The sequence below is a fragment of the Labrenzia sp. OB1 genome, from assembly GCF_001624695.1.
GTDB lineage: Bacteria > Pseudomonadota > Alphaproteobacteria > Rhizobiales > Stappiaceae > Roseibium.
In genome coordinates this window covers 306,902-331,996 of the sequence record NZ_JSEP01000002.1, presented here as the reverse complement: position 1 = coordinate 331,996, position 25,095 = coordinate 306,902, and the positions used below count along the sequence as shown (strand labels likewise).

General features: G+C 60.6%; 23 protein-coding genes and 1 riboswitch. Of the genes, 17 read left to right on the top strand and 6 right to left on the bottom strand.

Features of this window, described 5'->3' with window-relative positions:
- Positions 1-63: 63 nt before the first annotated feature.
- The 11 genes from ctaD (at position 64) to OA90_RS03740 (ending at position 11,651) form a co-directional block, all read left to right on the top strand.
- Positions 64-1,659, top strand: a complete 1,596-nt coding sequence (ctaD, locus tag OA90_RS03785; protein ID WP_068407359.1) for a cytochrome c oxidase subunit I — start codon at positions 64-66, stop codon at positions 1,657-1,659.
- Between the two features lie 153 nt (positions 1,660-1,812).
- Positions 1,813-2,748 carry a heme o synthase gene (locus OA90_RS03780; protein WP_068407356.1) on the top strand — a complete coding sequence of 312 codons (936 nt, stop codon included), beginning with the start codon at positions 1,813-1,815 and terminating at the stop codon, positions 2,746-2,748.
- 4 nt (positions 2,749-2,752) lie between these two features.
- On the top strand, positions 2,753-2,914 hold the full coding sequence (locus OA90_RS28960; protein WP_199823593.1) for a hypothetical protein: 162 nt from the start codon (positions 2,753-2,755) through the stop codon (positions 2,912-2,914).
- An 11-nt stretch (positions 2,915-2,925) separates the two neighbouring features.
- Positions 2,926-3,531, top strand: a complete 606-nt coding sequence (locus tag OA90_RS03775; protein ID WP_068407353.1) for a cytochrome c oxidase assembly protein — start codon at positions 2,926-2,928, stop codon at positions 3,529-3,531.
- A 49-nt stretch (positions 3,532-3,580) separates the two neighbouring features.
- The gene (locus tag OA90_RS03770; protein ID WP_068407350.1) at positions 3,581-4,453 is read left to right on the top strand and encodes a cytochrome c oxidase subunit 3; all 873 of its coding nucleotides are present in this window, start codon (positions 3,581-3,583) and stop codon (positions 4,451-4,453) included.
- A gap of 122 nt (positions 4,454-4,575) precedes the next feature.
- The gene (locus OA90_RS03765; RefSeq protein WP_068407347.1) at positions 4,576-4,965 is read left to right on the top strand and encodes a DUF983 domain-containing protein; all 390 of its coding nucleotides are present in this window, start codon (positions 4,576-4,578) and stop codon (positions 4,963-4,965) included.
- Positions 4,966-4,986: 21 nt separating this feature from the next.
- Complete coding sequence (locus tag OA90_RS03760; RefSeq protein ID WP_068407344.1) at positions 4,987-5,760, top strand: SURF1 family protein; 774 nt, start codon at positions 4,987-4,989, stop codon at positions 5,758-5,760.
- 297 nt (positions 5,761-6,057) lie between these two features.
- The gene (locus OA90_RS03755; RefSeq protein WP_068407341.1) at positions 6,058-8,364 is read left to right on the top strand and encodes a TonB-dependent hemoglobin/transferrin/lactoferrin family receptor; all 2,307 of its coding nucleotides are present in this window, start codon (positions 6,058-6,060) and stop codon (positions 8,362-8,364) included.
- 4 nt (positions 8,365-8,368) lie between these two features.
- The gene (locus tag OA90_RS03750; protein WP_068407338.1) at positions 8,369-10,141 is read left to right on the top strand and encodes an SbmA/BacA-like family transporter; all 1,773 of its coding nucleotides are present in this window, start codon (positions 8,369-8,371) and stop codon (positions 10,139-10,141) included.
- Complete coding sequence (locus OA90_RS03745; RefSeq protein WP_068407335.1) at positions 10,138-10,821, top strand: hypothetical protein; 684 nt, start codon at positions 10,138-10,140, stop codon at positions 10,819-10,821. The genes OA90_RS03750 and OA90_RS03745 overlap by 4 nt, the downstream gene beginning before the upstream one ends.
- Positions 10,818-11,651, top strand: a complete 834-nt coding sequence (locus OA90_RS03740; protein ID WP_068407332.1) for a ChaN family lipoprotein — start codon at positions 10,818-10,820, stop codon at positions 11,649-11,651. The genes OA90_RS03745 and OA90_RS03740 overlap by 4 nt, the downstream gene beginning before the upstream one ends.
- Positions 11,652-11,756: 105 nt before the next feature.
- On the opposite strand, the gene OA90_RS03735 is transcribed toward OA90_RS03740, so the two are convergent.
- Together OA90_RS03735 and OA90_RS03730 are read right to left on the bottom strand one after the other, a co-directional pair.
- Positions 11,757-12,245 carry a peroxiredoxin gene (locus OA90_RS03735; protein ID WP_068407329.1) on the bottom strand — a complete coding sequence of 163 codons (489 nt, stop codon included), beginning with the start codon at positions 12,243-12,245 and terminating at the stop codon, positions 11,757-11,759.
- 153 nt (positions 12,246-12,398) lie between these two features.
- Positions 12,399-13,220 (bottom strand): protein-disulfide reductase DsbD domain-containing protein, encoded by an 822-nt coding sequence (locus OA90_RS03730; RefSeq protein WP_068407326.1) that lies wholly within the window; start codon positions 13,218-13,220, stop codon positions 12,399-12,401.
- 219 nt (positions 13,221-13,439) lie between these two features.
- On the opposite strand from OA90_RS03730, the gene OA90_RS03725 reads away from it, so the two are divergent.
- The 5 genes from OA90_RS03725 (at position 13,440) to OA90_RS03705 (ending at position 20,556) form a co-directional block, all read left to right on the top strand.
- Positions 13,440-14,036, top strand: a complete 597-nt coding sequence (locus OA90_RS03725) for a YqgE/AlgH family protein (RefSeq protein WP_156510370.1) — start codon at positions 13,440-13,442, stop codon at positions 14,034-14,036.
- 216 nt (positions 14,037-14,252) lie between these two features.
- Positions 14,253-15,659, top strand: a complete 1,407-nt coding sequence (gene thrC / locus OA90_RS03720) for a threonine synthase (protein WP_068407320.1) — start codon at positions 14,253-14,255, stop codon at positions 15,657-15,659.
- 4 nt (positions 15,660-15,663) lie between these two features.
- On the top strand, positions 15,664-16,953 hold the full coding sequence (locus OA90_RS03715; RefSeq protein WP_068407317.1) for a pitrilysin family protein: 1,290 nt from the start codon (positions 15,664-15,666) through the stop codon (positions 16,951-16,953).
- Between the two features lie 17 nt (positions 16,954-16,970).
- On the top strand, positions 16,971-17,609 hold the full coding sequence (locus OA90_RS03710) for a GNAT family protein (RefSeq protein ID WP_082836819.1): 639 nt from the start codon (positions 16,971-16,973) through the stop codon (positions 17,607-17,609).
- A gap of 85 nt (positions 17,610-17,694) precedes the next feature.
- A complete protein-coding gene (locus OA90_RS03705; RefSeq protein WP_208985955.1) occupies positions 17,695-20,556 on the top strand; it encodes an EAL domain-containing protein in 2,862 nt (953 codons plus the stop codon).
- Between the two features lie 21 nt (positions 20,557-20,577).
- On the opposite strand, the gene OA90_RS03700 is transcribed toward OA90_RS03705, so the two are convergent.
- From OA90_RS03700 to ispH, 4 genes are read right to left on the bottom strand one after another with little or no spacing between them, the layout of a single operon-like run.
- Positions 20,578-21,501 (bottom strand): diacylglycerol kinase family protein, encoded by a 924-nt coding sequence (locus tag OA90_RS03700; RefSeq protein WP_068407313.1) that lies wholly within the window; start codon positions 21,499-21,501, stop codon positions 20,578-20,580.
- A 34-nt stretch (positions 21,502-21,535) separates the two neighbouring features.
- Positions 21,536-21,988: a ribonuclease HI gene (gene rnhA, locus OA90_RS03695; RefSeq protein ID WP_068407310.1), complete on the bottom strand. Its 453-nt coding sequence runs from the start codon at positions 21,986-21,988 to the stop codon at positions 21,536-21,538.
- Complete coding sequence (gene thrB, locus OA90_RS03690) at positions 21,985-22,950, bottom strand: homoserine kinase (RefSeq protein WP_068407307.1); 966 nt, start codon at positions 22,948-22,950, stop codon at positions 21,985-21,987. Before thrB ends, rnhA begins: the two co-directional genes overlap by 4 nt.
- A 4-nt stretch (positions 22,951-22,954) precedes the next feature.
- The gene (gene ispH / locus OA90_RS03685) at positions 22,955-23,953 is read right to left on the bottom strand and encodes a 4-hydroxy-3-methylbut-2-enyl diphosphate reductase (RefSeq protein ID WP_082836835.1); all 999 of its coding nucleotides are present in this window, start codon (positions 23,951-23,953) and stop codon (positions 22,955-22,957) included.
- A 183-nt stretch (positions 23,954-24,136) separates the two neighbouring features.
- Between ispH and OA90_RS03680 the strand changes: the two genes are divergently transcribed.
- Positions 24,137-24,718, top strand: coding sequence for a hypothetical protein (locus tag OA90_RS03680; RefSeq protein ID WP_068407304.1), 582 nt, complete (start codon positions 24,137-24,139; stop codon positions 24,716-24,718).
- A gap of 144 nt (positions 24,719-24,862) precedes the next feature.
- A riboswitch (glycine riboswitch) is annotated at positions 24,863-24,955 on the top strand.
- Positions 24,956-25,095: the final 140 nt, after the last annotated feature.

The window sequence follows — 25,095 nt, the reverse complement described above, 5'->3', positions numbered from 1 at the left end:
CTATTGGGCGATGCGCGCGATGACACGCAGCGCCGCTGAGAACGACTAGAGAGGGAGCCGAAAATGGCTGCGACCGAAGCGCATGTTGCACACGGCCATCCGACAGGATGGCGCCGGTACGTCTATTCGACCAACCACAAAGACATCGGCGTGATGTATCTCATCTTCGCGATTGTTGCTGGGATCATCGGCGGCGCACTCAGCGTCGGCATGCGACTTGAACTGCAGGAACCGGGGATGCAGTTCTTCTCCAATCCGCATATGTTCAACGTCTTCACGACCGCGCACGGTCTGATCATGATCTTCTTCATGGTCATGCCCGCCATGATCGGTGGATATGCCAACTACTTCGTGCCGATCATGATCGGTGCGCCGGACATGGCGTTCCCGCGCATGAACAACATCTCCTTCTGGCTTCTTCCGCCGGCCTTCCTGCTTCTGCTCCTCTCGCTCTTCGTTGAGGGACCTCCGGGCGCCAACGGCGTCGGCGGTGGCTGGACCATCTATCCGCCGCTTTCGACTTCCGGCCAGCCCGGCCCGGCCATGGATCTGGCGATCCTGTCGCTGCACATTGCAGGGGCGTCGTCCATCCTGGGTGCGATCAACTTCATCACGACCATCTTCAACATGCGTGCCCCCGGCATGACCATGCACAAGATGCCGCTGTTTGCCTGGTCTGTGCTGATCACCGCGTTCCTGCTGCTTCTGGCCCTGCCGGTTCTTGCAGGCGCCATCACCATGCTGCTGACCGACCGGAACTTCGGAACCACCTTCTTCGATCCGGCAGGCGGCGGCGATCCGATCCTGTTCCAGCACCTGTTCTGGTTCTTCGGCCATCCGGAAGTGTACATCCTGATCCTGCCGGGCTTCGGCATCATCAGCCACATCATTTCCACCTTCGCCCGCAAACCGATCTTCGGTTACCTCGGAATGGCCTATGCCATGGTTGCCATCGGCGTCGTCGGCTTCATCGTGTGGGCTCACCACATGTACACCGTCGGCATGTCGGCTGACACCCAGGCCTACTTCGTGGCGGCCACCATGGTGATCGCGGTTCCGACCGGGGTCAAGATCTTCTCGTGGATTGCCACCATGTGGGGCGGTTCCATCGAGTTCAAGACGCCGATGGTCTGGGCGGTCGGCTTCATCTTCCTGTTCACCGTCGGTGGTGTGACAGGTGTGCAGCTCGCCAATGCCGGTCTCGACCGGGCCTACCACGACACCTACTATGTGGTGGCTCACTTCCACTACGTGCTGTCTCTGGGGGCCGTCTTCGCGATCTTCGCGGCGTGGTACTACTGGTTCCCGAAAATGTTCGGCTACATGTACAACGAGACGATCGGCAAGGCCCATTTCTGGATCACCTTCATCGGTGTGAACCTGGTGTTCTTCCCGCAGCACTTCCTGGGTCTCAACGGCATGCCGCGTCGCTATGTCGATTACCCGGACGCTCTGGCCGGCTGGAACTTCGTGTCTTCCATCGGATCCTACATTTCCGCCTTCGCGGTTCTGGTGTTCCTCTTCGGTATCGTCGAGGCTTTCGCCAAGAAACGTGCAGTCGGCAACAATCCGTGGGGTGAAGGTGCGACGACACTGGAATGGACGCTGTCTTCACCGCCGCCGTTCCACCAGTTCGAAACCCTGCCGCGCATCAAGTGATCTGCGGCCGGAGGATCTGTCCTCCAGATTGAAATACGCACCGCGCCGGACCCCGGCGCGGTGTATGACTTGAAAAAGACTGCCCGGGCGATGTGCCGCCCATTGCGCTCCTTTCAACGCGCAAGCTGAAACAAGAAGTCAAAGGACACGCCCATGTCGCTCGTTGAGCGCCAGGATACGATCAGCCAGGACAGTTCCGTCTGGGACGGTGGTATGGGGTCTGTAGGCGACTATGTGGCGCTGCTGAAGCCGCGTGTCATGTCGCTGGTGATCTTCACCGCTTTCGTCGGCCTGATGCTTGCTCCCGGTTCCGTGCACCCGGTGCTCGGCGCGGTCGCGATCCTGTGCATCGCCATAGGAGCAGGGGCGTCCGGCGCCCTTAACATGTGGTACGACGCCGATATCGACCGGATCATGTCGCGCACCCGCAACCGGCCCATCCCGTCCGGAAAAGTCACCGGTAACGAGGCCTTTGCCTTTGGAATTACCCTGTCGATCGGCTCCGTGGTCACCCTCGGCCTGCTGATCAACTGGTTCGCGGGCGCCTTTCTGGCCTTCACGATCTTCTTCTACGTGATCGTCTATACCATGTGGCTGAAGCGCTCGACACCGCAGAACATCGTCATCGGCGGCGCAGCCGGCGCCTTTCCACCCATGGTAGGCTGGGCTTCGGTCACCGGGTCGGTCAGTCTGGAGAGCTTCGTCCTCTTCCTGATCATCTTCATGTGGACACCGCCGCATTTCTGGGCTCTGGCCCTGTTCAAGAGCGTGGATTATCGCGCGGCAGGCGTTCCGATGCTGCCCGTGGTCGCCGGAGAAACCAGCACGCGGCATCACATTCTGGTCTATTCCGTTCTTTTGGCGCCGGTCGGCGTCGCGCCTTACCTTCTCGGCTTCGCCGGTCCGGTTTACGGCGTGTCCGCGGTGCTGCTCGGATTGGCCTTCGTGGCCCTGGCCGCCGATGTGTGGCGCAAGCGGGACGGCGACGCGGCGCGTTTGGCCTGTGTACGTCTGTTCAAATATTCCATCTTCTATCTGTTCATGCTTTTCGCCCTGCTTCTGGGTGAAAGTCTGGTCACGGGAGTCTGAACCGATGGCTGAGGGAGATCAGGGCATCACGTTGACGGACGAGCAGAAAAAGAAGCGCCGCTCAAGATCGATCGCGATCGCGGTGGTTCTGGGAGCGCTTGTCGTCCTTTTCTACGTGGTTACCATCGTCAAGCTGGGTCCGAGTGTCATGGACCGGGCGCTTTGAGGGAAAAGACCGTGAGCACAGGAGAGAACACACAAACCCTGTCCCGCAGCAATCGCAAGGTCGCGATTGCCTGTGTGGGTGTGTTCGCCATGATGGTGGGCGCCGCCTATGCGGCGGTGCCACTCTACAATCTGTTCTGCCGCGTGACGGGCTTCGGAGGGACGACACAGGTCGCGGATACGGAAAGCGATCTGATCATCGACCGGATGATCACCGTGCGTTTCGACGGCAACGTCAATCACGCGCTGCCCTGGAAGTTCCGTCCGGTGCAGCGTTCCGTCACGCTGAAGATGGGCGAGACAGCCCAGCTTGCCTATGAGGCGACGAATATGGGTACGGGGCCGACCTTCGGAACCTCGACCTTCAATGTGTCGCCACCGACTGCGGGTATCTATTTCAACAAGCTGGAATGTTTCTGCTTTACCGAGCAGAAGCTTGAAGCCGGCGAACATGTAGAAATGCCGGTCGTCTTTTTTGTCGACCCGGAAATGGACAACGATCCGGAACTGAAATCGGTGAAGGAAATCACTTTGTCCTACACCTTCTTCCCGGTAGAACAACCGGAACGTCCTGTTGCGGCGCGGGCAGACAAACCCGCTGCTGAAACGAACTTGTAAGCAATCGCGCGCGCTGCGCTTGAGATGACTGTGTTTGGGGAGCTTGCCGATGGCTGAGGCACATACCAATAACCACGATTACCACCTGGTGGATCCGAGCCCGTGGCCGTTCATTGCGTCCGTCGGCGCATTTATCATGGCGCTCGGGGCCATTGGCTTCATGAAATACGGCAATGGAACGGAGTTCGTGCTGTTCGGCATCGATCTGACCGGTTGGGGCCTGTTTGCCATCGGTTTGGCGATTGTTCTGTATGTGATGTTCGGCTGGTGGCGCGATACCATTCGCGAAGCCAACGAAGGCCATCACACCCGTGTGGTATCCCTGCATCTGCGCTACGGCATGCTGCTCTTTATCGCCTCGGAAGTGATGTTCTTCGTAGCCTGGTTCTGGGCCTATTTCGATGCATCGCTGTTTACCGGCGAGGCGATCCAGTTCGCACGTGTCGAAGCAACGGGAGGTATCTGGCCGCCGGAGGGTATCGAGACCTTCGACCCCTGGCATCTGCCGCTGCTCAACACGCTGATCCTGCTGTGCTCCGGCACCACGGTCACCTGGGCGCACCACGCCATGTTGCATGACGACCGTGAAGGCCTGAAATGGGGCCTGACGCTGACGGTCATTCTCGGCGTGCTTTTCACCATCTGCCAGGTTTACGAGTATGCCCACGCGGCCTTCGCATTCGACGGCAACATCTATGGCGCGACGTTCTTCATGGCGACCGGCTTCCACGGCTTCCACGTCGTTGTCGGAACAATCTTCCTGCTGGTCTGCCTGATCCGCGCGATGATGGGCCAGTTCACCGTCGAAAAGCATTTCGGCTTCGAAGCCGCCGCCTGGTACTGGCACTTCGTCGACGTTGTCTGGCTGTTCCTGTTCGTCTCGATCTACATCTGGGGCGCAGGTACGCCGGCCGCTCACTAGGGCATTCGGCGTCCCGCCGGGACGCAGGATACTCCTGGGCGGTATCATCAGGGTCGTGAACACGCCCGATCCGGCAGCCGGATCGGGCGTTTTCGTTTACGCAACAATTCAAGAGGCAGGTCATGGAAGACAAGGCGCACTTTCCACCGGTCAATCCGGTGTCCGCGGGTCTTTCCGGAAAATGCCCGCGTTGCGGACAGGGAAAGCTGTTTGACGGGTTCCTGTCGGTGAAAAAGTCCTGCATGGCCTGCGGTCAGGATTTTTCCTTTGCCGACAGCGGCGACGGTCCGGCCGTCTTCGTCATCATGATTGTCGGATTCATTGTTGTCGGTCTGGTGCTGTTCGTCGAACTCAGCTTTCAGCCGCCGATATGGGTTCACCTTATCTTGTGGCTGCCGCTGACGGTCATTCTTGCGGCCGGCGTCCTGCGCCCCTTGAAGGGCCTGATGATTGCCCAGCAGTTCCGCCACAAGGCCGAGGAAGGCCGCCTTGATGACGGCCGCGACGCCTGACGTCAAACCAGCACACCACGCATGAAAGCAGATCCCGTCATGGGGCCAATTCGAAAACTTTTCATTCCCTTCATTGCTGCGGCACTGGCCTTGCTGGTGCTTCTCAAGCTGGGTTTCTGGCAGCTCGACCGGCTGGCGTGGAAAGAGAGCCTGATCGTGCAGGTGGAAGAAGGCGTCTCAAAAGCGCCCGTGGGTGCGCCGGGGCCGTCGAATTGGCAGGGTCTCGCCGAGGCAGACGACTATCGCCATGTCAGCGTGACAGGTGCGTTTCTACAAGGTGCGGTTTTCTACTATAACGCCTTGAGCGACCCGGCCGGGCCTTTTGGCGGGCCGGGTGTGATGACTTACGCGCCCTTTGAAACCGTCGATGGCTGGGTTGTTCTCGTCAATCGCGGGTTCCTGCCTCAGGACCTTGAGAGTGCGCGCCGCGAGCCGGCTCTGGTCCTCCCGCAAGGTCGGATGGAGCTCACCGGTCTATTGCGTCTCAGCGAAAAACCGAACTGGACGACGCCGGAGACGGACCCCTCCGACAACATCTGGTTCGCCCGCGATACCCAGGCCATGGGAGAGGTTCTTGGCATCGCCCCTGATGTCCTGGCGCCCTACAGCATCGACCTCGACGCGGGCTTTACTCCGCAGGGTGGCCTGCCGCAGGCGGGCGAAACCATTGTTCGCTTCAAGAACGATCATCTCGGCTACGCCCTCACCTGGTTCGGCCTCGCGGCGACGCTTGTCGGCGTTTTCCTGACTTATGCGGCCGGCGTTATCTGGCCGCGCGGACGCCAGGCCGACTAACTCCGGTTTCGACAAGGCAGGGCTTGAGATTTTGTCGGCTCTGGAAAAGCGGAAGTGCGCCCACGCACGAGACGAAATGTGTCAGGCATGAGCGTTCTCCCAAACACCCAAACCATTTTGTGCTGAAATCATTGGTGAATTCGGCTTTTTAATACTTGACTCATAAACTCATATATTAAATCATTGTCCCACAAAGCGGGCGCAAAGCGCCGCTTTCTCCAGCGCCAGCCAAACAGCAAGCCTTCCTCAACCGATTCGAGTTCGAAAGACCTTTCGAGCTAACGACGGAGTTCACCCATGCCTTACAATACGGGGCTGAAAAGCCTCAAGCTGGCGACCATCGCCGGCTCCGCCTTGTTGTGTCTTGTTTCTGAAACGCAAGCTCAGCAGACAAACGATAGTCCTGCCTCTGAAAGTGAAACGGCCGAACGCCGGGTTGCAACGGATGCTGAAACCGCATCCGATGAGGTGGCGCAGGGAACGCTTCTCGACACGATTACGCTTGTTGCCGGCCGCAAGAGCATCTCGACCCTCGATATTCCGGCCAGCGTGACGGTTGTTGACGGTGCGGAGATCGAAAAATACGGCATCTCCGATATGCAGGAACTCACGCGCTATATCCCCGGCGTGACTGTGGGAAGGCAAACAACGGCCACCGATCCTTTCAACACCTTCGGCGGGTTCAACATACGCGGTGTCGGCGGCAACCGCGTTATGATCCTGTCGGACGGGTCGCGGATACCGGAGCGGATCACGGACGGGACACGCGACTACCTGGACTTCAATTTCGTCAAGCAGGTCGAGGTCGTCCGCGGCCCGGCATCTGTCCTGTGGGGAGCGGACGCCCTGGGCGGGGTGGTCGCACTGGAGACACTGGATCCGGAGGACCTGCTTCTGGGCCGGAGCTATGGCGGTCAGGGGAGTGTCGGCTACGACAGCTTCACGAGTGCGGCCACGGCCTCAGGGGCCGTCGCTTACCGCTTTTCCGATCAGCTGTCGGCGATGATCGCGCTGTCGCGCGGCTACAATGAAGAGCCCGAGCTCAGCAATGCGCGCGCCGATGGCGGGGTCTACGGCTGCCCCAGGGACTTCTCCGCAGGCCAGCTTGAGTGCAACAAATTCGATGACACGACGACACAAGCCTATCGCGCCTTGGCGAAAGTCGTCTGGGAGCCGACGACAGAGCACAGACTGGAAGCTTCCGCCGATATCACGAAGCGTCTCACCGGCGTCGACTATACCCAGAACCTGAGCGCCGACATTCACAGATACGACCGGGACCTCGATCTCGACCGCGGCCGGTTCGCAGTGGAGCATCTCTGGAGCCCGGAAACCGGTCTTCTGGATGAACTGAAGACGGTCGTCGCCTATGCCCCGAACAACTACGACCGAACGGGAAGCGAATGGGGGGTCACTTCCACCGGCACTCCGTATCTCACTGAAGACAAATTGACCTACAAGGAAAATTTCTTCGAACTGGACATCCAGGCATCCAAGGCCTTCGACACGGGGAGCTTCAGCCACGACGTGATCTTCGGCTTCGACGGGGATTACACCACGGTCGACTATACGCGCGTCGATCGCACGACGGATCTGTTGACCGGAACGACCACCGAAGAGCGGGCGGGAGGGTTCAATTTCGCGAACTCCGACACCACTCGCGCCGACTTCTATATTCAGGACACGATCGGCCTGTTCGACAACAACCTTGAAATCACGCCCGGTGTCCGCCTTGCAAGCTACCGCATCAAGCCGCGACCCAACGATGACTACCAGCTCGTCGACGGCTTCGAACCGAAGACCCGTGAAGATGTTGCGCTGGTCAAGAGCCTGTCTGCGCTCTACCACGTCAACAACACCTGGTCCGTCTGGGGCAAATACGGCGAAGGCTTCAAGATGCCGACGGCGCAGCAGCTCTATACATCGCTCCCCAGCGCCTTCTTCGATCTGATACCGGCTCCCGACCTGAAACCGGAGGAAGTCAAAAGCTACGAAGCGGGGATCCGTGCGCGGATCGACAACGGGCACGTCGCGGTGACAGGCTTCTATGCCGACTACACCGACTTCATTCAGAGCTTCTACAATGTTCCGGGCACGAACGACTACACCTATCGAAACCTGTCCTCCGTCGAGGTCTGGGGTATCGAGGTCGAAGGGGCCTACCAGTTCAACGACAACCTGAGACTGAACGGCAGTCTCGCCTGGCAACGCGGTGTTCAGAAAGCAAATGAAGATGCTGACACCGTCGCGCACACATTGCCGCCTCTGACAGCGGTTCTCGGTCTGGACTACCTGATTCCGGACTACAATCTCAGTTTCTCCGCAGTCACGACGCTTGCCGCGCCGGTGACGGAAGTGTCCGGCAGGGACGATGGTTTCAAGCCGGGTGGCTATGCCTTGCTTGATGTTTTCGGAAGCTGGCAGTTCGCCAAACTCGCCAGCCTGGATGTCGGCGTCAGGAACGTCTTCGACAGCCGCTATTTCGAGGCAGGGGCGGCGGACAGGACGCTGTCTCCCTCAGTGTCGGTTGCCCGGCAGAACCCGCTGGAACTCCAGACCGGCCCCGGCCGGACGTTCACCGCATCGCTGAACATCAAGTTCTGACCGGATGCACACGATCCTGAAACGGATCTACACCCTGACACGGATAGCCGTGTCGGGGCCCGGATCCTGGTACGCCATTCTGCTTTACGCCGTCGTCCTCGGATTTCAGTTCGCGGAAGTCTGGGTTTCCGTAAAGTTGATTGCCTGGAGCAAGAGCTTCTTCGATGCTCTGGAAAACCGGGATGCGTCTCTGGCGTTGGTCGAGATAGGGAACTTCGCGGTACTCATCGGCGCATCCGCCGGCTTTCATCTTGCAGGTGACTGGCTGCGCAAGCGCCTGTTCCTGTTCCTGCGCCAGCGGCTGACCGAGAATGTCCAGAACGCCTGGCTGGCCAACAAGAGCTACTGGCATTTGCGGCCCGGTTTCACCAGCCGTCCCGTGGACAATCCGGATCAGAGAATTGCGGAAGACTGCCGTCAGTTCGTCAACCGATTGCTCATTGAAACGCTTGACCTCACTTCCAACATTGTCGCGCTGGCCTCCTATGTGGCCGTGTTGTGGTCCCTGTCCTCCTTTCCTCTGGAGTTCAGCCTTCTGGGGCAGGACATCGTCATTCACCGCTACATGGTCTGGGCCGCGTTCGTTTACGTTGCTCTGTCGATCGTCATAACCGACAGGCTGGGCAGGCCGATCAAGGGACTGGTGTTCGCGCAGGAACGCTGGGAAGCAAATTTCAGGCATGCGTTGATACAGGTGCGCGAAGGCGCTGACGAGATCGCTCAGGCCTCGGGTGAGAAGGCCGAGCGCCGTCGGCTCGAGGCACGCTTCGGCGCGATCCGCGGCAACTGGTTCCGCCTGATCAATGCGGAGCTGCTGCTCGGCCTGTTCGTCCGCCCCTACATGCAGACCGTCTTGCGTATTCCGACCTTCCTGGCCCTGCCGGCCTTCTTCGCGGGCAACCTGACGCTAGGGGGGCTGATGCAGCTCGCCGGAGCCTTCTCCCGGGTCTCCACGACACTGAGCTGGTTCATATTCTCCTATCGCGATCTGGCGGAGTTCGCTGCCGTCGCCGAGCGGCTGGATCTGCTGCTGAAGGCGACCCGCGATCCGTTCCCGGCGCCGCAAGCCCCCCGTGCCATCAAACGGACCGCCTCCGACGACGCGCGCCTGCGTGTTTCGGGCCTGACGCTCACCACGCCGCAAGGCGATCCCCTCGACCCTGTTCCGGATCTGGACATGAAACCGGGCGAGACAGTCTGGGTGAAGGGTCGGTCCGGTATAGGCAAGAGCACGCTGCTGACCGCCTTGTCCGGTGTCTGGCCTTACGGCAAAGGTGAAATTCAGGTTCCTGAAGGAAAGCTTCTCGCCCTGCCGCAGGTCCCTCGTGTGTTCCCGGGAGGACTCGCCCAGTCGCTGACCTACCCGGACGCCCCGGAGGACTTCGACCTTGCCCTGATCGAGCAAGTCTTTGTGAAAGTCGGACTCGCGCACCGGTTGGAGGCGCTCAAGAAGCCGAGTGAAGAGAGCTTCGCGGGGCTGTCCATCGGCGAGCGGCAGCGGCTCGCTCTGGCGCGGATCCTGTTCGCACGTCCGGATATTCTCATTCTGGACGAAGCGACCAGCGCCCTTGACGGCAGCAGCGAGACAGAGGTGCTGAGCCTGCTGCGCAGGGAGTGCCCCAAGGCGATCGTCATATGCGCGGCCCATCGTCCGCCGGATGCACTCGGCACTTTCAAGGTTCTTTCCCTTGGGCACGGATCCCGGGTGTCCGACCCGTGGGACCGGACGTCCGAAACCCGCACCGACCATTCTCCAAAAACAGGACATCCTGCATGAGCGACACCGACAACCGCCATCTCCTGAAAGCCGCCCCCTCCGACATTCTGAAGTGCCTGCCTGAAATGGACCGGGTGATGGTGATCGTACGGGCGGACGGACTGCTGCACGAACGGCTTGGAAAGGTCGAGGCGGTTGAGGTGGAGGCCGAGACCATTCGTCTTTCGGGAGCGTGCCAGAATATGGACATCGATGCCTCGAAGCTTGCCTCGGTGGAATACGACACGTCTTCGCAGATGCGCGGCAAGCACTATCCGCGCCTGGATTTTCTTGGACAGGACGGCGGCGTTCTTTTCTCCGTCGTGGGTCTGGAGGGGTTGGAACCGTTCGCGCATCCACTTTCCGGGTTTGACCGGGAAGCTGTCGACTTGCGGCCACGCCCCAGCCCGGGTGATGCCGATCCGGATCTGGAGGCGGACCCCGCCCGTCCGTTCCTTGAAAAACTTGTCGGCAGCCCGGATGTCACCGTTCAAGTCCAAACTGAAGCAGTCACACAGAGATGGACAGGCAAATTCGAGGACATGAAGCCGATGGGCGGTTGCTTCAACATTCTCCTGAAGGATTTTCACCTTCATCTGCCCGCAGGATGCCTGTCCGGATGGTCAGAGGAAAACGGCTGGCACCGTGGCATTCTGCAGGACGGTGGCCGAAGCGCCCTGTCGATCGGAACAGACCTATGACCCCGGGTTGCTGGATCGATCCTGCAACGGGCGAGCCTGTCGCCCACCAAGAGGTGCTGAAGAAGGCGGCCGGGGCCTCGGTCGTCCTGCTGGGAGAGCAGCATGACAAGGCCGCCCAACACCGCTGGCAGCTCCACGTGCTGGCCGGCCTGCTGGCGCTGCGTCCCGATCTTGCCGTGGGCTATGAGATGTTTCCCGCTAGGCTCGATCCCGTGCTTGCCAGTTGGGTGGCCGGGGACTACGGGCGGGAGGATGCCTTCTTGAGCGAGGCGGAATGGGGAACGGTCTGGGGGTTCCCTCCGGAGCTTTACCTGCCGCTGTTCCGCTTCTGCAGGCAGTTCCGCATTCCGATGCATGGCCTCAATTGCCGCCGGGCTCTTGTCACCGATGTTGGAAAGCTTGGATGGGACGCGATTGCAGAGGAAGACCGCGACGGTGTCACGCCGGCTCTGGCGGCAACACCCGCCTATCGCAGATACCTGTTCGAGTTGACCGGCGGCGGTCCGCCGAACCGCAAGGCGCAAGGACCGGACGATCCCGCCATGGACCGTTTTGTCAGGGCCCAGCAGGTCTGGGACCGGGCCTTTGCCTGCCGTATCGCCGCCTTGAGAGACACGCCCGAGCCGCCGCTTGTGGCGGGGATCATCGGGCGGGGCCATCTGGAATTCGGCCACGGAACACCGGCTCAGCTTGCCGACCTGAATGTAGGTTCCGTCGTCGTCCTGCTGCCCCATGCCGGCCGTGAGCCGCCCCGGGAAGGGCTGGCGGACGCCGTGTTTTGCATGGACCCGGGTGAAGACGATCAGGCGACCGAAGCCGGAACGCGATGACGCTTCGCCTCGCTCCGGCAGGATGACCGGGGCGAGGGGGAGTTTATAAACGAAAGGGCCCAATGGGCCCTTTCGCGCGATTGACATGTAATCTGCTCGTGTCGATCAGCCAAGCGCTTCCAGAATGGCGGCGGCGCCAGTCTTGGTGGCTTCGCCCGGGCTTTCCTCGATTGCCAGAAAGGTGACGACGCCGTCTTTCGCGATCAGCGCAAAACGCTGGGAGCGGACGTGACCGAAGATCGGCGCCGGACCGAGGCCGAGGCCGGCAGCTTCAACGAATTCAGCGGCGGTATCGGACAGGAAGGTGATGTTGCTGCCGGTGTTGGAAGCTTTCTGCCAGGCGTCCATGACGAAGACGTCGTTGACCGAGACCACCGCGATCCCGTCGATGCCCTTGTTTTTCAGCGTTTCTGCATGTTCCACGAAACCGGGCAGGTGGTTCATGTGGCAAGTCGGTGTGAACGCGCCTGGCACGCCGAAGAGAACGATGGTCTTGCCGGAGGTCAATTCGGCGGTCGTCATCTCGCCGGGGCCGTCGGCGGTCATGATCTTGAACGTGGCATCCGGAAGGCGGTCTCCAACCTTGAGTGTCATAACAATCATCCCTTGTCTGTGTCGGCTGAGTAAACGGTACAGTCCGGTGAACAGATAGAACGTTCCGGCGCGTGCGTCGAGGGACGCGCGGGCAAAACACCTCCGCCGCCGTCAGTCTCGACCTGTATCCCGTGCGAAGGAGGCGCGGAAGCGCTATTTCACCCAGGCGGGGTCCACCGGATGCAGATGTTCGATGGCCCTGCCATCGGCGGACAGGACGAGCCTGAGCGTGTTGTCTTTGTCCGAGACCGAAAGGCCGCGTGTCGGCAGTGTCCACAGGGCCTCGCCACCGCTGTGCCCTGTCAGCTCCGGCAGGCCGATGAAAGAGCCTTCGGGACCGGCGATGAACAATTCGGGGGCCTCCGCTCCCGCTACTCTTGCCTTGATGACAAGACTGGTCCGGTCCTGTGACGCCGCGACGGAGGTGATCTGGAGTTCACCGTCCCGGTCTGCCACGGGGACGGTGGCAAGATCCCGGGCGATGAGCTTTGCCGCGACCGTGTCGGCTTCCGACCCAGGCGTCAGATCGAGCGAGAGAGACGCGTCGCCCGGCACGCAGATATCCTTGCAGATGCCGAAAAAGACGTCGATTGACAGTCTGACGGGTTTTTGCGGGTCCGCCGGAACCGCCTGCATTGGCAGCACAATGCCGCCTTGATAGACGATCGACCGCGAAAAGCCGTCATCGTAATGTTCGGGTACAGGATAGAGGACCTTGAGGTTTTCTAGGTTGTCGGCGTCTGAAAGGGTGATCTGCGGGGGGATGCCCGCCTCACCGGGATAGCGCCAATAGGTGTGCCAGCCTGGCTCCAGAAGAAATTCCAGGCCGGCCTGATAGTGGCCATCTTCCAGGGCGCCTGACGCAATCAGTCGCACGGCACCGCCCTGGACCTCAGTCCAGTCGGTCATGGCCGCCCTGGAAGGGGACGCCAGCGTCAGCAGCGCAAGAAAAAGTGTTGAGGCAATCCGGTTCATACGCTCTGTGCTACACGAGTTTCGCGCAAGCGTCATGGGCAAGTGTGCTCCGCCCGGTCATATCCTCGTGACGGCATCGTGAGGCATTCCCTGCATCCCGCGCTCGGATGGATGTGGTTCGGGCGATTGCCCCGGCACGGCAAACAGACGTTAACAAAGCCCGCCAAAGAGGCTATGCTTGCGGGCAGGCAGAGGGCGTCAACAGCAAACGAGGTACGCATGGCCGCAAGCGAAACAACAGACACTCTTGAAGGTCAGTTTCTGATTGCGATGCCGAGCATGGCGGACAGCCGGTTCGAACATTCTGTCATTTACCTGTGCTCTCATAGCGACCAGGGAGCCATGGGACTGGTCGTGAACCAGATCGCCCGGCATCTGTCCCTGGAAGAGTTGCTGGTGCAACTGGACATCGTCAATGACGACAGCGCGATCCGTCTGCCGGCACGGGTGCGCGACATGAACGTGCACAAGGGTGGCCCGGTCGAAGTGGAGCGCGGCTTCGTGCTTCATAGCGATGATTTCACCTTGAACCAGTCCACGCTGACGATAGACAATGGCATATGCCTGACAGCCACACTTGAAATTCTCAGGGCCATGGCGACCGGCACAGGTCCGTCCAACGCCATGCTGGCCCTGGGCTACGCGGGTTGGGCGCCCGGACAGCTGGAAAACGAGATTGTGTCCAACGGCTGGCTGACGGCACCTGCCGATCCGGACATCCTCTTCGATCCCGATTCCGAATCCAAATGGCATCGCGCGCTGGCAAGCCTGGGCATCGATCCGGCGATGCTCTTTTCCGACGCCGGTCACGCCTGAACTTGTGCAGCCGCAAGACAACGCCTGTCCGCCTTGTCGAACCACAGTCATCCTTTTAACCAAAAGCGACTTGCGCTTGAATGTTATGGCGCGTAAGTCGCATCGATGGCATGATTTATTTCAAATCCGGCAGGTTTCACGTAGGCTGTGAGCCTGGATTGAAGGTCATGCAGGGCGGGCCCTGCAAAAAGGTCAATACCAAAGGGAAGTGACGCGGTGAAATACAGCAGTACGCGCGGTGAGGCACCAATCCTGGAATTTTCCGATGTCCTGCTTCAGGGACTCGCGCGCGACGGCGGACTTTATCTTCCCGAAACCTGGCCGCAATTCGACGCCGACACCATCGCCTCCTTCGCGGGAAAATCCTATCAGGAGGTTGCCTACGCGGTAATCAGCCCGTTCATCGGTGATGAAATTCCGGAAAACGATCTCAAGGCCATGATCGCCGACGCTTATGCGGGCTTCCGGCATCCGGCGGTCACTCCGCTGGTTCAAAGTGGATCGAACACCTTCCTTCTCGAACTCTTCCATGGACCGACGCTCGCCTTCAAGGACGTGGCGATGCAGCTTCTCGGCCGGATGATGGATTATGTGCTGACGCAGCGCGGGCTGCGCGCAACCATTGTCGGTGCCACTTCAGGCGATACCGGCGGTGCGGCGATCGAGGCGTTCCGTGGCCGTGAGCGCACCGACATCTTCATTCTGTTTCCCGACGGGCGCGTTTCGAATGTCCAGCGCAGGCAGATGACGACGGCATCCGAGGACAATGTTCACGCTCTGGCGCTCGCCGGAAACTTTGACGATTGCCAGGCGATCGTCAAAGGCATGTTCAATCATTTCGCCTTCCGCGACCGGGTGGCGCTGTCCGGCGTCAATTCAATCAACTGGGCGCGTATTCTGGCGCAGATCGTCTATTATTTCGTCGCTGCCGTGGCGCTCGGCGCTCCGCACCGCAAGGTCTCCTTCACGGTGCCGACTGGCAATTTCGGCGATATCTTTGCCGGCTACGCTGCAAGGAAAATGGGACTTCCGGTCGAAAAGCTCGTCGTCGCGACCAACGTGAACGACATTCTGGCGCGGACGCTGGACACCGGCCGTTATGAGAAACGCGGCGTGACGCCGACGATATCGCCATCCATGGACATCCAGGTGTCCTCGAATTTCGAACGGCTTCTGGCGGAGGTCTGCGGGCGGGAAGGCGATGCGGTTCGCAGGATGATGGACCAACTGGCTCAGTCCGGCAGTTTCAGCATCGAGAAAGCGCCGCTTGAGGCCATGCGCTCGGTCTTCGCGGCGGGGCGCTGCAACGAGCATGAGACGGCCGCTACAATAGCGCAGACCTGGAAAGAGGCGGGCTATCTTCTTGATCCGCACACCGCCATCGGTGTGCATGTTGCCAAAGACCATGATGACGGCTCGGTTCCGATGGTGGTTCTGGGTACGGCGCATCCGGCCAAATTCCCGGATGCTGTCGAAAAAGCCTCCGGTATACGGCCGGAATTGCCTGAAAATCTGAAAGACATGATGATTGCGGAGGAGCGCCAGCAGGTATTGGCAGCAGATCAGGGTGTGGTGGAACGATTTATCGAAGATCACGCCCGGGCCGTCACCGCCGGGGTGTAGCTATATGAATGTAAAAACTACTGTTCTCGACAATGGACTGACGGTCGTGACCGATCAGATGCCGCATCTGAAGACTGCGGCGCTGGGGGTATGGGTCCGCACGGGGTCCCGGGTGGAAACCGTCGACCAGAACGGCATCACCCATCTGCTTGAACACATGGCGTTCAAGGGAACGAAGACGAGAACGGCTCGTGGAATCGCGGAGGAAATCGAGGCGGTGGGCGGCGAGTTGAACGCCTCGACCAGCATCGAACACACCAACTACTACGCCCGCATCCTTGCGGAAGACATGCCTCTGGCGGTCGATATCCTTGCGGATATCCTGCAGAACTCCACGTTCGATGCGCAGGAACTGGCACGCGAGCAGCATGTGATCCTTCAGGAAATCGGCGCGGCAAACGACTCCCCGGACGATCAGGCCTTCGATCTTTTTCAGGAAGCCGCCTGGCCGGACCAGGCAATCGGCCGGCCGATCCTGGGAACACCGGAAACGGTCAAGGGCTTCAACCGCGACGCGCTCAACGCCTATCTGGCCGACCGCTACCGGGCGCCTGACATGGTTCTGGCAGCGGCCGGTGCGGTCGATCACGAGGCGTTCGTGGCGCTGGCACGGGAAAAATTCGGAGGATTCAACAGCGAGCCTGCCGCCAAGGAATCCGAAGCCCGTTATCGTGGCGGCGAGACCCTGCGCAACAAGGACCTGATGGAAGCACAGGTACTGATCGGTTTCGAGGGCCGCCCCTACAAGTCGAAAGACTATTATGCGATCCAGATTCTTGCCTCCGTTCTGGGGGGAGGAATGTCGTCTCGACTGTTTCAGGAAATTCGCGAGAAACACGGTCTTTGCTACGCCATCTACAGTTTCCACTGGGCGTTTTCCGATACGGGGCTTTTCGGTCTGCATGCAGCGACCAGTCACGATGATCTCGGCGCGCTCATGCCGATGATCACCGATGAACTGCTTTCCGCCACCCGGACCATTTCCGAAGAGGAAGTCGCCCGCTCGCGCGCCCAGATACGCGCCGGGCTGATGATGGCTCTGGAAAGCCCGGCGGCGCGCGCCGGTCAGATCGCGCGGCAGATCCTGGTCCATGGCCGCGTGCTCGGCCCGGAAGAGATTTCCAGCAAGATCGATGCCGTCACGGCGGCCGATATTCGCCGGGTGGCGCACGAAACCTTTGTCGGAGCAACGCCCACTCTGACAGCTATCGGCCCGGTGGACGGGGTCATGACTGCGGCCGAACTGGCGGAAAGGTTGCAGCAGGACCCGGTTCTTCGGGCAGCTTCAATGTAGGACGCGGAGAGCGGGGCATGTCGCTGCTACGGCCGGGATCTTCAACAGACGCTGATTTGCTGATCGAGGCTGGCGGCTACTGCCTGCGCCCGCCGATCATGTCCGATTTCAGAAACTGGGTCGAGCTGCGCTCGGAGAGCCGCAGCTTTCTCAAACCCTGGGAGCCGCTCTGGCCCTCCGATGACCTGACCAAGACCGGTTTTCGCCGCCGCCTGCGCCGCTATGCCAGGGACCGCAAGGAAGGCCGCAGCCTGTCCTTTCTGCTTTTCCGCACAAGAAGCAATGACATTCTCGGGGGGCTGACGCTGAGCAATATCCGGCGCGGGGTCAGTCAGACGACAACCCTTGGCTATTGGATGGGGCAAAGACACGCGGGAAAAGGACATATGTCGGCGGCTGTCGCCATGATCTTGCCGTTTTGTTTCGACGTTTTGGGCTTGCACCGAATTGAGGCAGCTTGTCTGCCGTCCAACACTCCGTCCATCCGGTTGCTTGAAAACGCCGGGTTCCACCGGGAAGGTTACGCACGCAACTATCTGTTGATCAACGGGAGCTGGCAGGATCATCTGCTGTTTTCCTGTCTGGCGGAAGATCATGCATCGCGTCCCGGAAAAGTGGCTCCAAGTGTTGAGGGTATCTTGAAAGAATTCTTGTGACATGCGCCACAACCCGGTAGTTCTTCGCCCCATGTCGATTTCGTCACCGGGTTCAATCAGCAGCGTGTTCAAAAGCATTGTCGTTATGGCGGTTCTCGTGCTGGCGGCAGTGTTCGCGGCGGCCCCCGCGCAGGCGATCGAACCGATCCCCGTGCCGATAGATATCGAAGCGCTGGACATCACCAATTCCGTCGAGATGCACCGTGATGCGGGGAACCGCCTGCAAGTATCGACCGCGCCGGGCGCAGACGGTATCGTCCGCCGTATCGAGGTGCCCTCGCGCGACGGCACCAACACGAACTGGGCCGTCTTCGCGCTGGCCAATACCAGTGACGAACAGATCGACCGGCTGATCGTCGCACCGAATTACAAGCTCGTAGGGTCCAGGCTCTTCTGGCCGGACCTGGGGTCTTCGCGCATCGCGGCGATCACACCGAGCCAGGGCATTGCTCCCGAGCGGCAGAAGAGCCTCGAGGCGGATGTTTTCCTGGTCACCCTCGACCCCGGCTCCATCGTCACGTTCGTTGCCGAAATGACGACACCGAACTTGCCGGAAATCCGGCTCTGGGAACCGGATGTCTACGAGGAGACCATCAACGCCTATACGCTTTACCGCGGTATTATCCTTGGTATTTCCGGTCTCCTGGCGCTGTTCCTGACGATCCTGTTCGTGGTCAAGGGCACGGTCATGTTCCCGGCAACGGCGGCGCTGGCCTGGTCCGTCCTTGCGTATCTTTGCATCGACTTCGGCTTCTGGGGCATGGTGTTCAATCTGCAGGGCGGCGGCGGCAGTCAGCTCGCGCGGGCCTGTGCGGAAGTGATGCTGGCGGCCAGCCTGATCATTTTCCTCTACGCCTATCTCAACTTGAATCGCTGGAACATCCACTATTCCCATCTGGCGCTCACCACGCTGATCCTCATTCTGGGTCTTCTCGGCGTCGCGGTCTGGGATCCGTCGATTGCTTCCGGCATCGCGCGGCTCGCCCTCGGTGTGATCGGTATCCTCGGGTTCGTGACCATCGCCATCCTGGCCTTCCAGCGCTACGATCGTGCGATCCTGCTGATCCCGACCTGGTGCCTGCTGATCGCCTGGCTGATCGGCGCGGCAATGACCATAACCGGGTATCTGTCCAACGACATTGTCCAGCCTGCCCTTGGCGGCGGTCTCGTGCTCATCGTCCTTCTGATCGGCTTCACCGTCATGCAGCACGCATTTGCGGGTGGCGCGATTGCACAGGGGCTGATTTCCGACGTGGAGCGAAAGGCCCTTGCGCTTACCGGTGCCGGCGACATCATCTGGGACTGGGATATCGACCGGGATCGTATCTATACGGGCAATGAGGTCGAGGACCTGCTCAATCTCAGGCACGGCACCCTTGAAGGGCCGGCGCGCGACTGGCTGGAAGTTCTGCACCCGCAGGACCGTGACAGGTTCCGCGCGACGCTCGACGCCGTGATAGATCAACGGCGCGGCAGGGTCACGCAGACATTCCGCCTGAGATCCGAAGACGGCCATTTCCGCTGGTTCCGTCTGCGCGCCCGTCCGATCATCGGGTCGGATGGCGAGGTGATCCGCTGTGTCGGCACGCTGCTCGATGTGACCGAGGAACGCACCGCCGAGGAGCGGCTTTTGCATGACGCCGTGCATGACAATCTGACCGGCCTGCCGAACCGCGAGCTGTTCGTCGACAGATTGAACACCAGCGTTGTGCGCTCCAACGCCGAGGAAACCTCCAAGCCAACCATCCTGGTTCTCAACCTGGACCGGTTCAAACAGGTCAATGACAGCATCGGCCTTTCCGCGGGCGATAGCATCCTCCTTACCGTGGCCCGCCGTCTCGGCCGTCTGATCGGCCAGCAGGATACCCTCGGCCGCCTGTCCGGGGATCAATACGGCCTGGTGCTGTTGTCCGAACAGGAGCCGGACCGGATCGTCGCGCTGGCCGATTCCCTGCGCAAGGCCGTGCGGGCTCCGATCACTTTCGGCGACCGTGAGATTTTCCTGACCTGTTCCGTCGGCATCTCCTTTTTCGAAGGCGGCAAGCAGGGTGTGGAGGACATGCTCACCAATGCGGAAATAGCCCTCAACCACGCCAAGCGGCTGGGAGGCGACCGCCAGGAAGTGTTCCGTCCGATCCTGCGGCCGCTTGACAAGAACATCGTCGATCTCGAGGGCGACCTCAGGGAAGCGATCAAGAAAGAAACGCTCGGCGTCTTCTTCCAGCCGATCATCCGTCTTGAGGACCAGTCGATTGCCGGCTTCGAGGTGCTGGCGCGCTGGAACCATGCCAAGCGCGGCAAGATCTCGCCGTCCGAGTTCATTCCCGTTGCGGAACAGTCGGGGCTGATCAACGAACTCGGCATGTATATGCTCGACAAGGGCGCCCAGCAGTTGGCGTACTGGCAGCGCGAGTTCCGCACCCATCAGCCTTTGTTCGCCTCGGTGAACCTTTCGTCGCGCCAGCTTCTGAAACAGGATCTGATCAACGACGTGAAGGCGGTCCTGTCGCGCACATCCCTGGAGCCGGGTACGCTGAAGCTGGAATTGACCGAATCCCTCGTCATGTCCAACCCGGAATACTCCGCCAAGGTGCTGGAGCGCCTGCGCGGCCTGGGAGCGGGTCTGTCACTGGACGATTTCGGCACCGGCCACTCGTCGCTGTCCTATCTTCACCGGTTTCCGTTCGACACGATCAAGATCGACCAGTCCTTTGTTAAACCGAACGGCTCGTCAGCGAGGCCAGTCCTGCTGCGCACCATCGTTGCCATGGGCCACGACCTTGGCATGTCCGTTGTCGCCGAGGGCGCGGAAAGCGAAAACGATGCGCTGGAGCTCTATCAGCTCGGCTGCGAATACGCCCAGGGCTATTTCTTCGGCGAAGCGGTGTCGGCGAACGAGGCAACCAAGATTCTGCGCAAGATGCCGGCCGAAGCCGAGTCCGCGTAGACACGCTTCATGGCGTCAGGATCAGGGGACCAGCACAGGCACGGTCCTGTCCGTTGCCCGGATTTCCAGGGGCGTCGTCCCGAACGGATCTCCGTCGATCTGGGCTGCGACAGGGCCTGCCGCGGTGATCGTGGCGCTGGAAAACGGTCTGACGATTGCGCCGCGGGCCTTGTGAAGACGTCCGAACAACAGCGCAATGCCGTAAAGGATCGAAGACCACGGATCGTCCTTCTCCAGCACCAGCATATAGAGGCCCGGATCGGCCACCCCACCGGGGCTGATGACGAAAGGGCCGCCATAGTGCCGCGCGTTGCTGGCCACAGCGAGCTTGCCGGTGATCGCGTCGCCGTCCAGGGTGATCGTCAGCGGAGTTGCCTTGCGGGCGAGCCCGGTTCTGATCGCAGTGATCACATAGGCCAGTTTGCCGAAGCGCCGCTTCAGGGCGAGCGGAACCGCATGGACGACCTCCGCGTCGAAACCGGCGGACGCCATCAGGACAAAGGGATGCCCGTTTGCCAGGCCGTAGTGCAGCTGTCTGATTTTCTGCCGTGCGATGATGTCGGCGAGGGCGCCTGCCTTGCGTGGCAGGCCCAGTTCCAGGGCGAGCACATTCGCCGTGCCGAAAGGAATCACAGCCAGTTGCGGCGGATTGGGATGAGACTGAAATCCGGTAAGTGCCTCGTTGATCGAGCCGTCCCCGCCGGCAACGGCCAGCGTCCGCACGCGCAGCTCCGGGTCGGCGCAGATCTCGCCGATTTCACCAGCATGACGGGTCAGCCTGATTTCGGCCTTGCAGCCATGCCGCTCAAGGCGCGTCCGAACCTCTTCCAGAAACCCGGGGTCGTAACCGCCGGAGGTCGGATTGGCCATGATCAGCACGGAGCCGGTGGGAACCGGCTGCGGTGCGCGTGGTGAAGCAGGAGGGGACCACCGGAACAGTCTCACGGGAAATCCTTTGCCAGTCACACCGGAACAGCGGTTATGCGCCGTCCTTGTAGGGAGCCATACCGCTCCGGGCCAGTTCGTCCGCACGCTCGTTGTCCGGATGTCCCGCATGGCCCTTGACCCAATGCCAGGTCACATCGTGACGTTCCCGAGCCGCATCAAGATCTTGCCAGAGGTCGGCGTTCTTGACCGGTTTGTTCTGGGACGTGCGCCAGTTCTTTCTTTTCCAGCCCTCGATCCACTCTTTGATGCCGCTGCGCACATAAGTGCTGTCCGTATAAAGGTCGACGGCGCAGGGACGGGTGAGGGCCTTCAGGGCTTCGATGGCGGCGGTCAGCTCCATCCTGTTGTTCGTGGTTTCCTCTTCGCCGCCGCACAGTTCCTTTTCGCGCTCGCCGAAGCGCAGGATGCCCCCCCAGCCACCGGGCCCCGGATTGCCTGAACAGGCGCCGTCCGTATAGATCGTCACTCGGTTTGTACTGCTCATTGTTCCAGCCCGTAAGCCTCCGCGGTGTCGATGGTCTGGTGGAACCTGAGCTTCTTCAGATATTCCAGCGGGTCTTTCGGGGTCACCAGGGCGCCTTCGGGCACGCTTAGCCAGTCATACAGGCGCGTGAGCAGGAACCGCAGGGCGGCTCCCCGGCAGAGTGTCGGCAGCGCTGCATATTCCGTGGACGTGAGCGGCCGGACGGAGGTGTACCCCTTCAACAGGGCACGCGCCTTTGTCACGTTGAACGCCCCGTCCAGCTCAAAGCACCATGCATTCAGGCAGATGGCGATGTCATAGGCAAAGGCGTCGTTGCAGGCGAAATAGAAATCGATCAGGCCGGACAGTTGATCGCCCAGAAAAAACACGTTGTCCGGAAAGAGATCCGCATGGATCACACCGGCCGGCAGATCGGACGGCCAATTGGCTTCCAGATAATCCAGCTCGCGTGAAATCTCGCCGCCGAGACCCGGCTGGACGCTGTCGCTGCGCGCGCCGCACTGGTCGAAGAGCGGCCGCCAGCCGCTGACATCAAGGGCATTCTTGCGGAAGCCCTCATAGTCCATGCCGTCCAGATGCAACTCGGCCATGGCCTTGCCAAGTTCGCCGCAATGGTCGGCGCGCGGCCGCCTGACCCACATGCCGTCCAGAAAGGTAACCAGCGCCGCGGGACGGCCGGCCAGCGTTCCGAGCAGCTTGCCATCCCTTGAAGGCACCGGAGTCGGGCAGGACAGGCCCTTGCCCGCTAGATGTTCCAGCAGATTGAGAAAGAAAGGCAGATCGTCCGGATTCACGCGTTTTTCGTAAAGCGTCAGGATGTAGGACGCCTTGTCGGTGTGGAGCAGAAAGTTGCTGTTCTCGACGCCTTCGGCAATGCCCTTGAAGGACAGGGGGCGGCCAACATCGTAGCCGCCGATGAAGCGGTCGAGTTCTTCATCGGATACTTCAGTATAGACAGCCATTAATTCATCCGCTGGCGGCCTGAGCAGGCGGGACCGGGTCCCGCAGCTCACGTGGCAGGTTAAAGGAAATCGTTTCTTCGGCGGTGCGCACCGTCTCAACGGTGACGTCGAACCGGCTGGAGAAGGCGCTGATGATTTCCTCTACCAGAGTTTCGGGCGCGGATGCACCCGCTGTCAGGCCCAGCGAGCCAATCCCTTCGAAATCCTGCCAGTCGATGTCGCTTGCGCGCTGGATAAGCACGGCGGTTTTGCAGCCCGCACGCTCCGCCACTTCCCGCAGACGCTGAGAATTGGAGGAGTTTGGCGCACCGACAACGATCATCGCGTCAACCCCGGGAGCGACATGCTTGACTGCTTCCTGGCGATTGGTCGTCGCGTAGCAGATGTCTTCCTTGTGCGGGGCCACGATCTGCGGGAATCTCTCCTGCAGCACTGCGACGATGCCGGCGGTATCGTCCACCGACAGGGTGGTCTGGGTAATATAGGCGAGCGGACGATCCGAGCGGGGCGTATAGCGGCGCGCGTCGTCCTCGGTCTCGATCAGGCTGACGATGCCGTCCGGAAGCTGTCCCATCGTGCCGATCACTTCCGGGTGACCCTGGTGGCCGATCAGCAGAACTTCCCGGTCGCGCCGGAAATGGATCTCCGCTTCCTTGTGCACCTTGGAAACCAGCGGGCAGGTCGCGTCCAGATAGAACATATTGCGGGTGCGGGCATCCTCCGGCACCGCCTTCGGCACCCCGTGAGCCGAAAAAATCACCGGTCTGCCCGCATCTTCCGCCGGAATCTCCTCCAGCTCCTCGACAAACACGGCGCCCTTGGCCTTCAACCCGTCGACCACGAATTTGTTGTGAACGATCTCATGGCGCACATAGACCGGTCTGCCGTATTTCTCCAGGGCGAGTTCCACGATCTGGATGGCCCTGTCCACGCCGGCGCAGAAGCCGCGCGGCGCGCAAAGCCGGATGGAAAGCTGTGGTTTTTGCAGCGGGGTGTCAGTCATGATGCACTTTCGGCAAACTTTTATGGTCGCAATAAGGGCTTGCATGACCAACCTGTCAAGGGAGAGCGGAGCGCGCGCGGCAAAATGAGCCGCATCAAGCATTGCTGTCGGCGGCCCTCGCCAACCAAATGTGTAGCTGCTATGAAGCTCCGCGAGGTTACTTTGCATTCAAGTGGACAGAATATGATCAGTGCGTTTCAAGCCGCAACCAAGATGAAACTCAAGACGGCAATGGCGGTTTGCATCGGCGCGGTGGCGCTGGGCGGATGCGGCGGAGCCGAAAGCGTTGCCGGAAAGATCATTACGGGTGGCCAGGAGCCGATTGAAATTTCACCCGAGAGCTTCGCGCCTCCGGTTCCCTGTCCCCCGATGCAGCTCAAGCTGAACACCTACCTGATCATGAAGTATGTCCGCGGCAAGGAAAATGATCCCGAGGGACTTCTTTATCAGGCGACCGTGGAGGACTGGGCCAATACCTGCACTCAGGGAGCCGACGGCCGGAGGCAGATGAAACTCGGGTTCTCCGGCGATGTGACCTCCGGTCCCGCCTGGAAGGGCGGCGAAGTGATCCTGCCGTTGCGTGTTGCCATCGTTCCCGGCGGCACCGACGCGAAACCTCTGGCTTCCGAGATTCTCAAGATACCGGTGACGGTCGGGGCCGGGTCGCCGAGCGAAACCTGGACGCTGATCGAAGACAAGTTCACCGTCGACCCGGACCAGAGCGTCAAGGTGGTCTTCGGATTCGATGATGGCCGTCGTCGCTGATCGCTGACACTCGAGATTTGCCGGATGCGATTGTGCCCGGCAAATTCGCGTTGTTGCGATGTCGCATATTGACAAGACAATGTCCGCCTCGCACAATCGCCGCTTCAGATCAGGATCGTTCCCTGATTGGCGTGGAATCACGCTGACGCAAGTGCGGGAGAGGCCGGGTTGAAAGATCCCGGCGCCGAAGGAGCAACCGCCCCGGAAACTCTCAGGCAAAAGGACCGCACGTGCCAAAACGCTCTGGAAAGCAGTGCTCCGCCAATGGAATTGCGGACTGCTCACCGAAGGAGTAACTGCAGGACGCGTGAATAGCGTTCGCGGGAAATCTCTCAGGTACTCGGACAGAGGGGGTGCAGACAGGCCGGGTCCCGAAA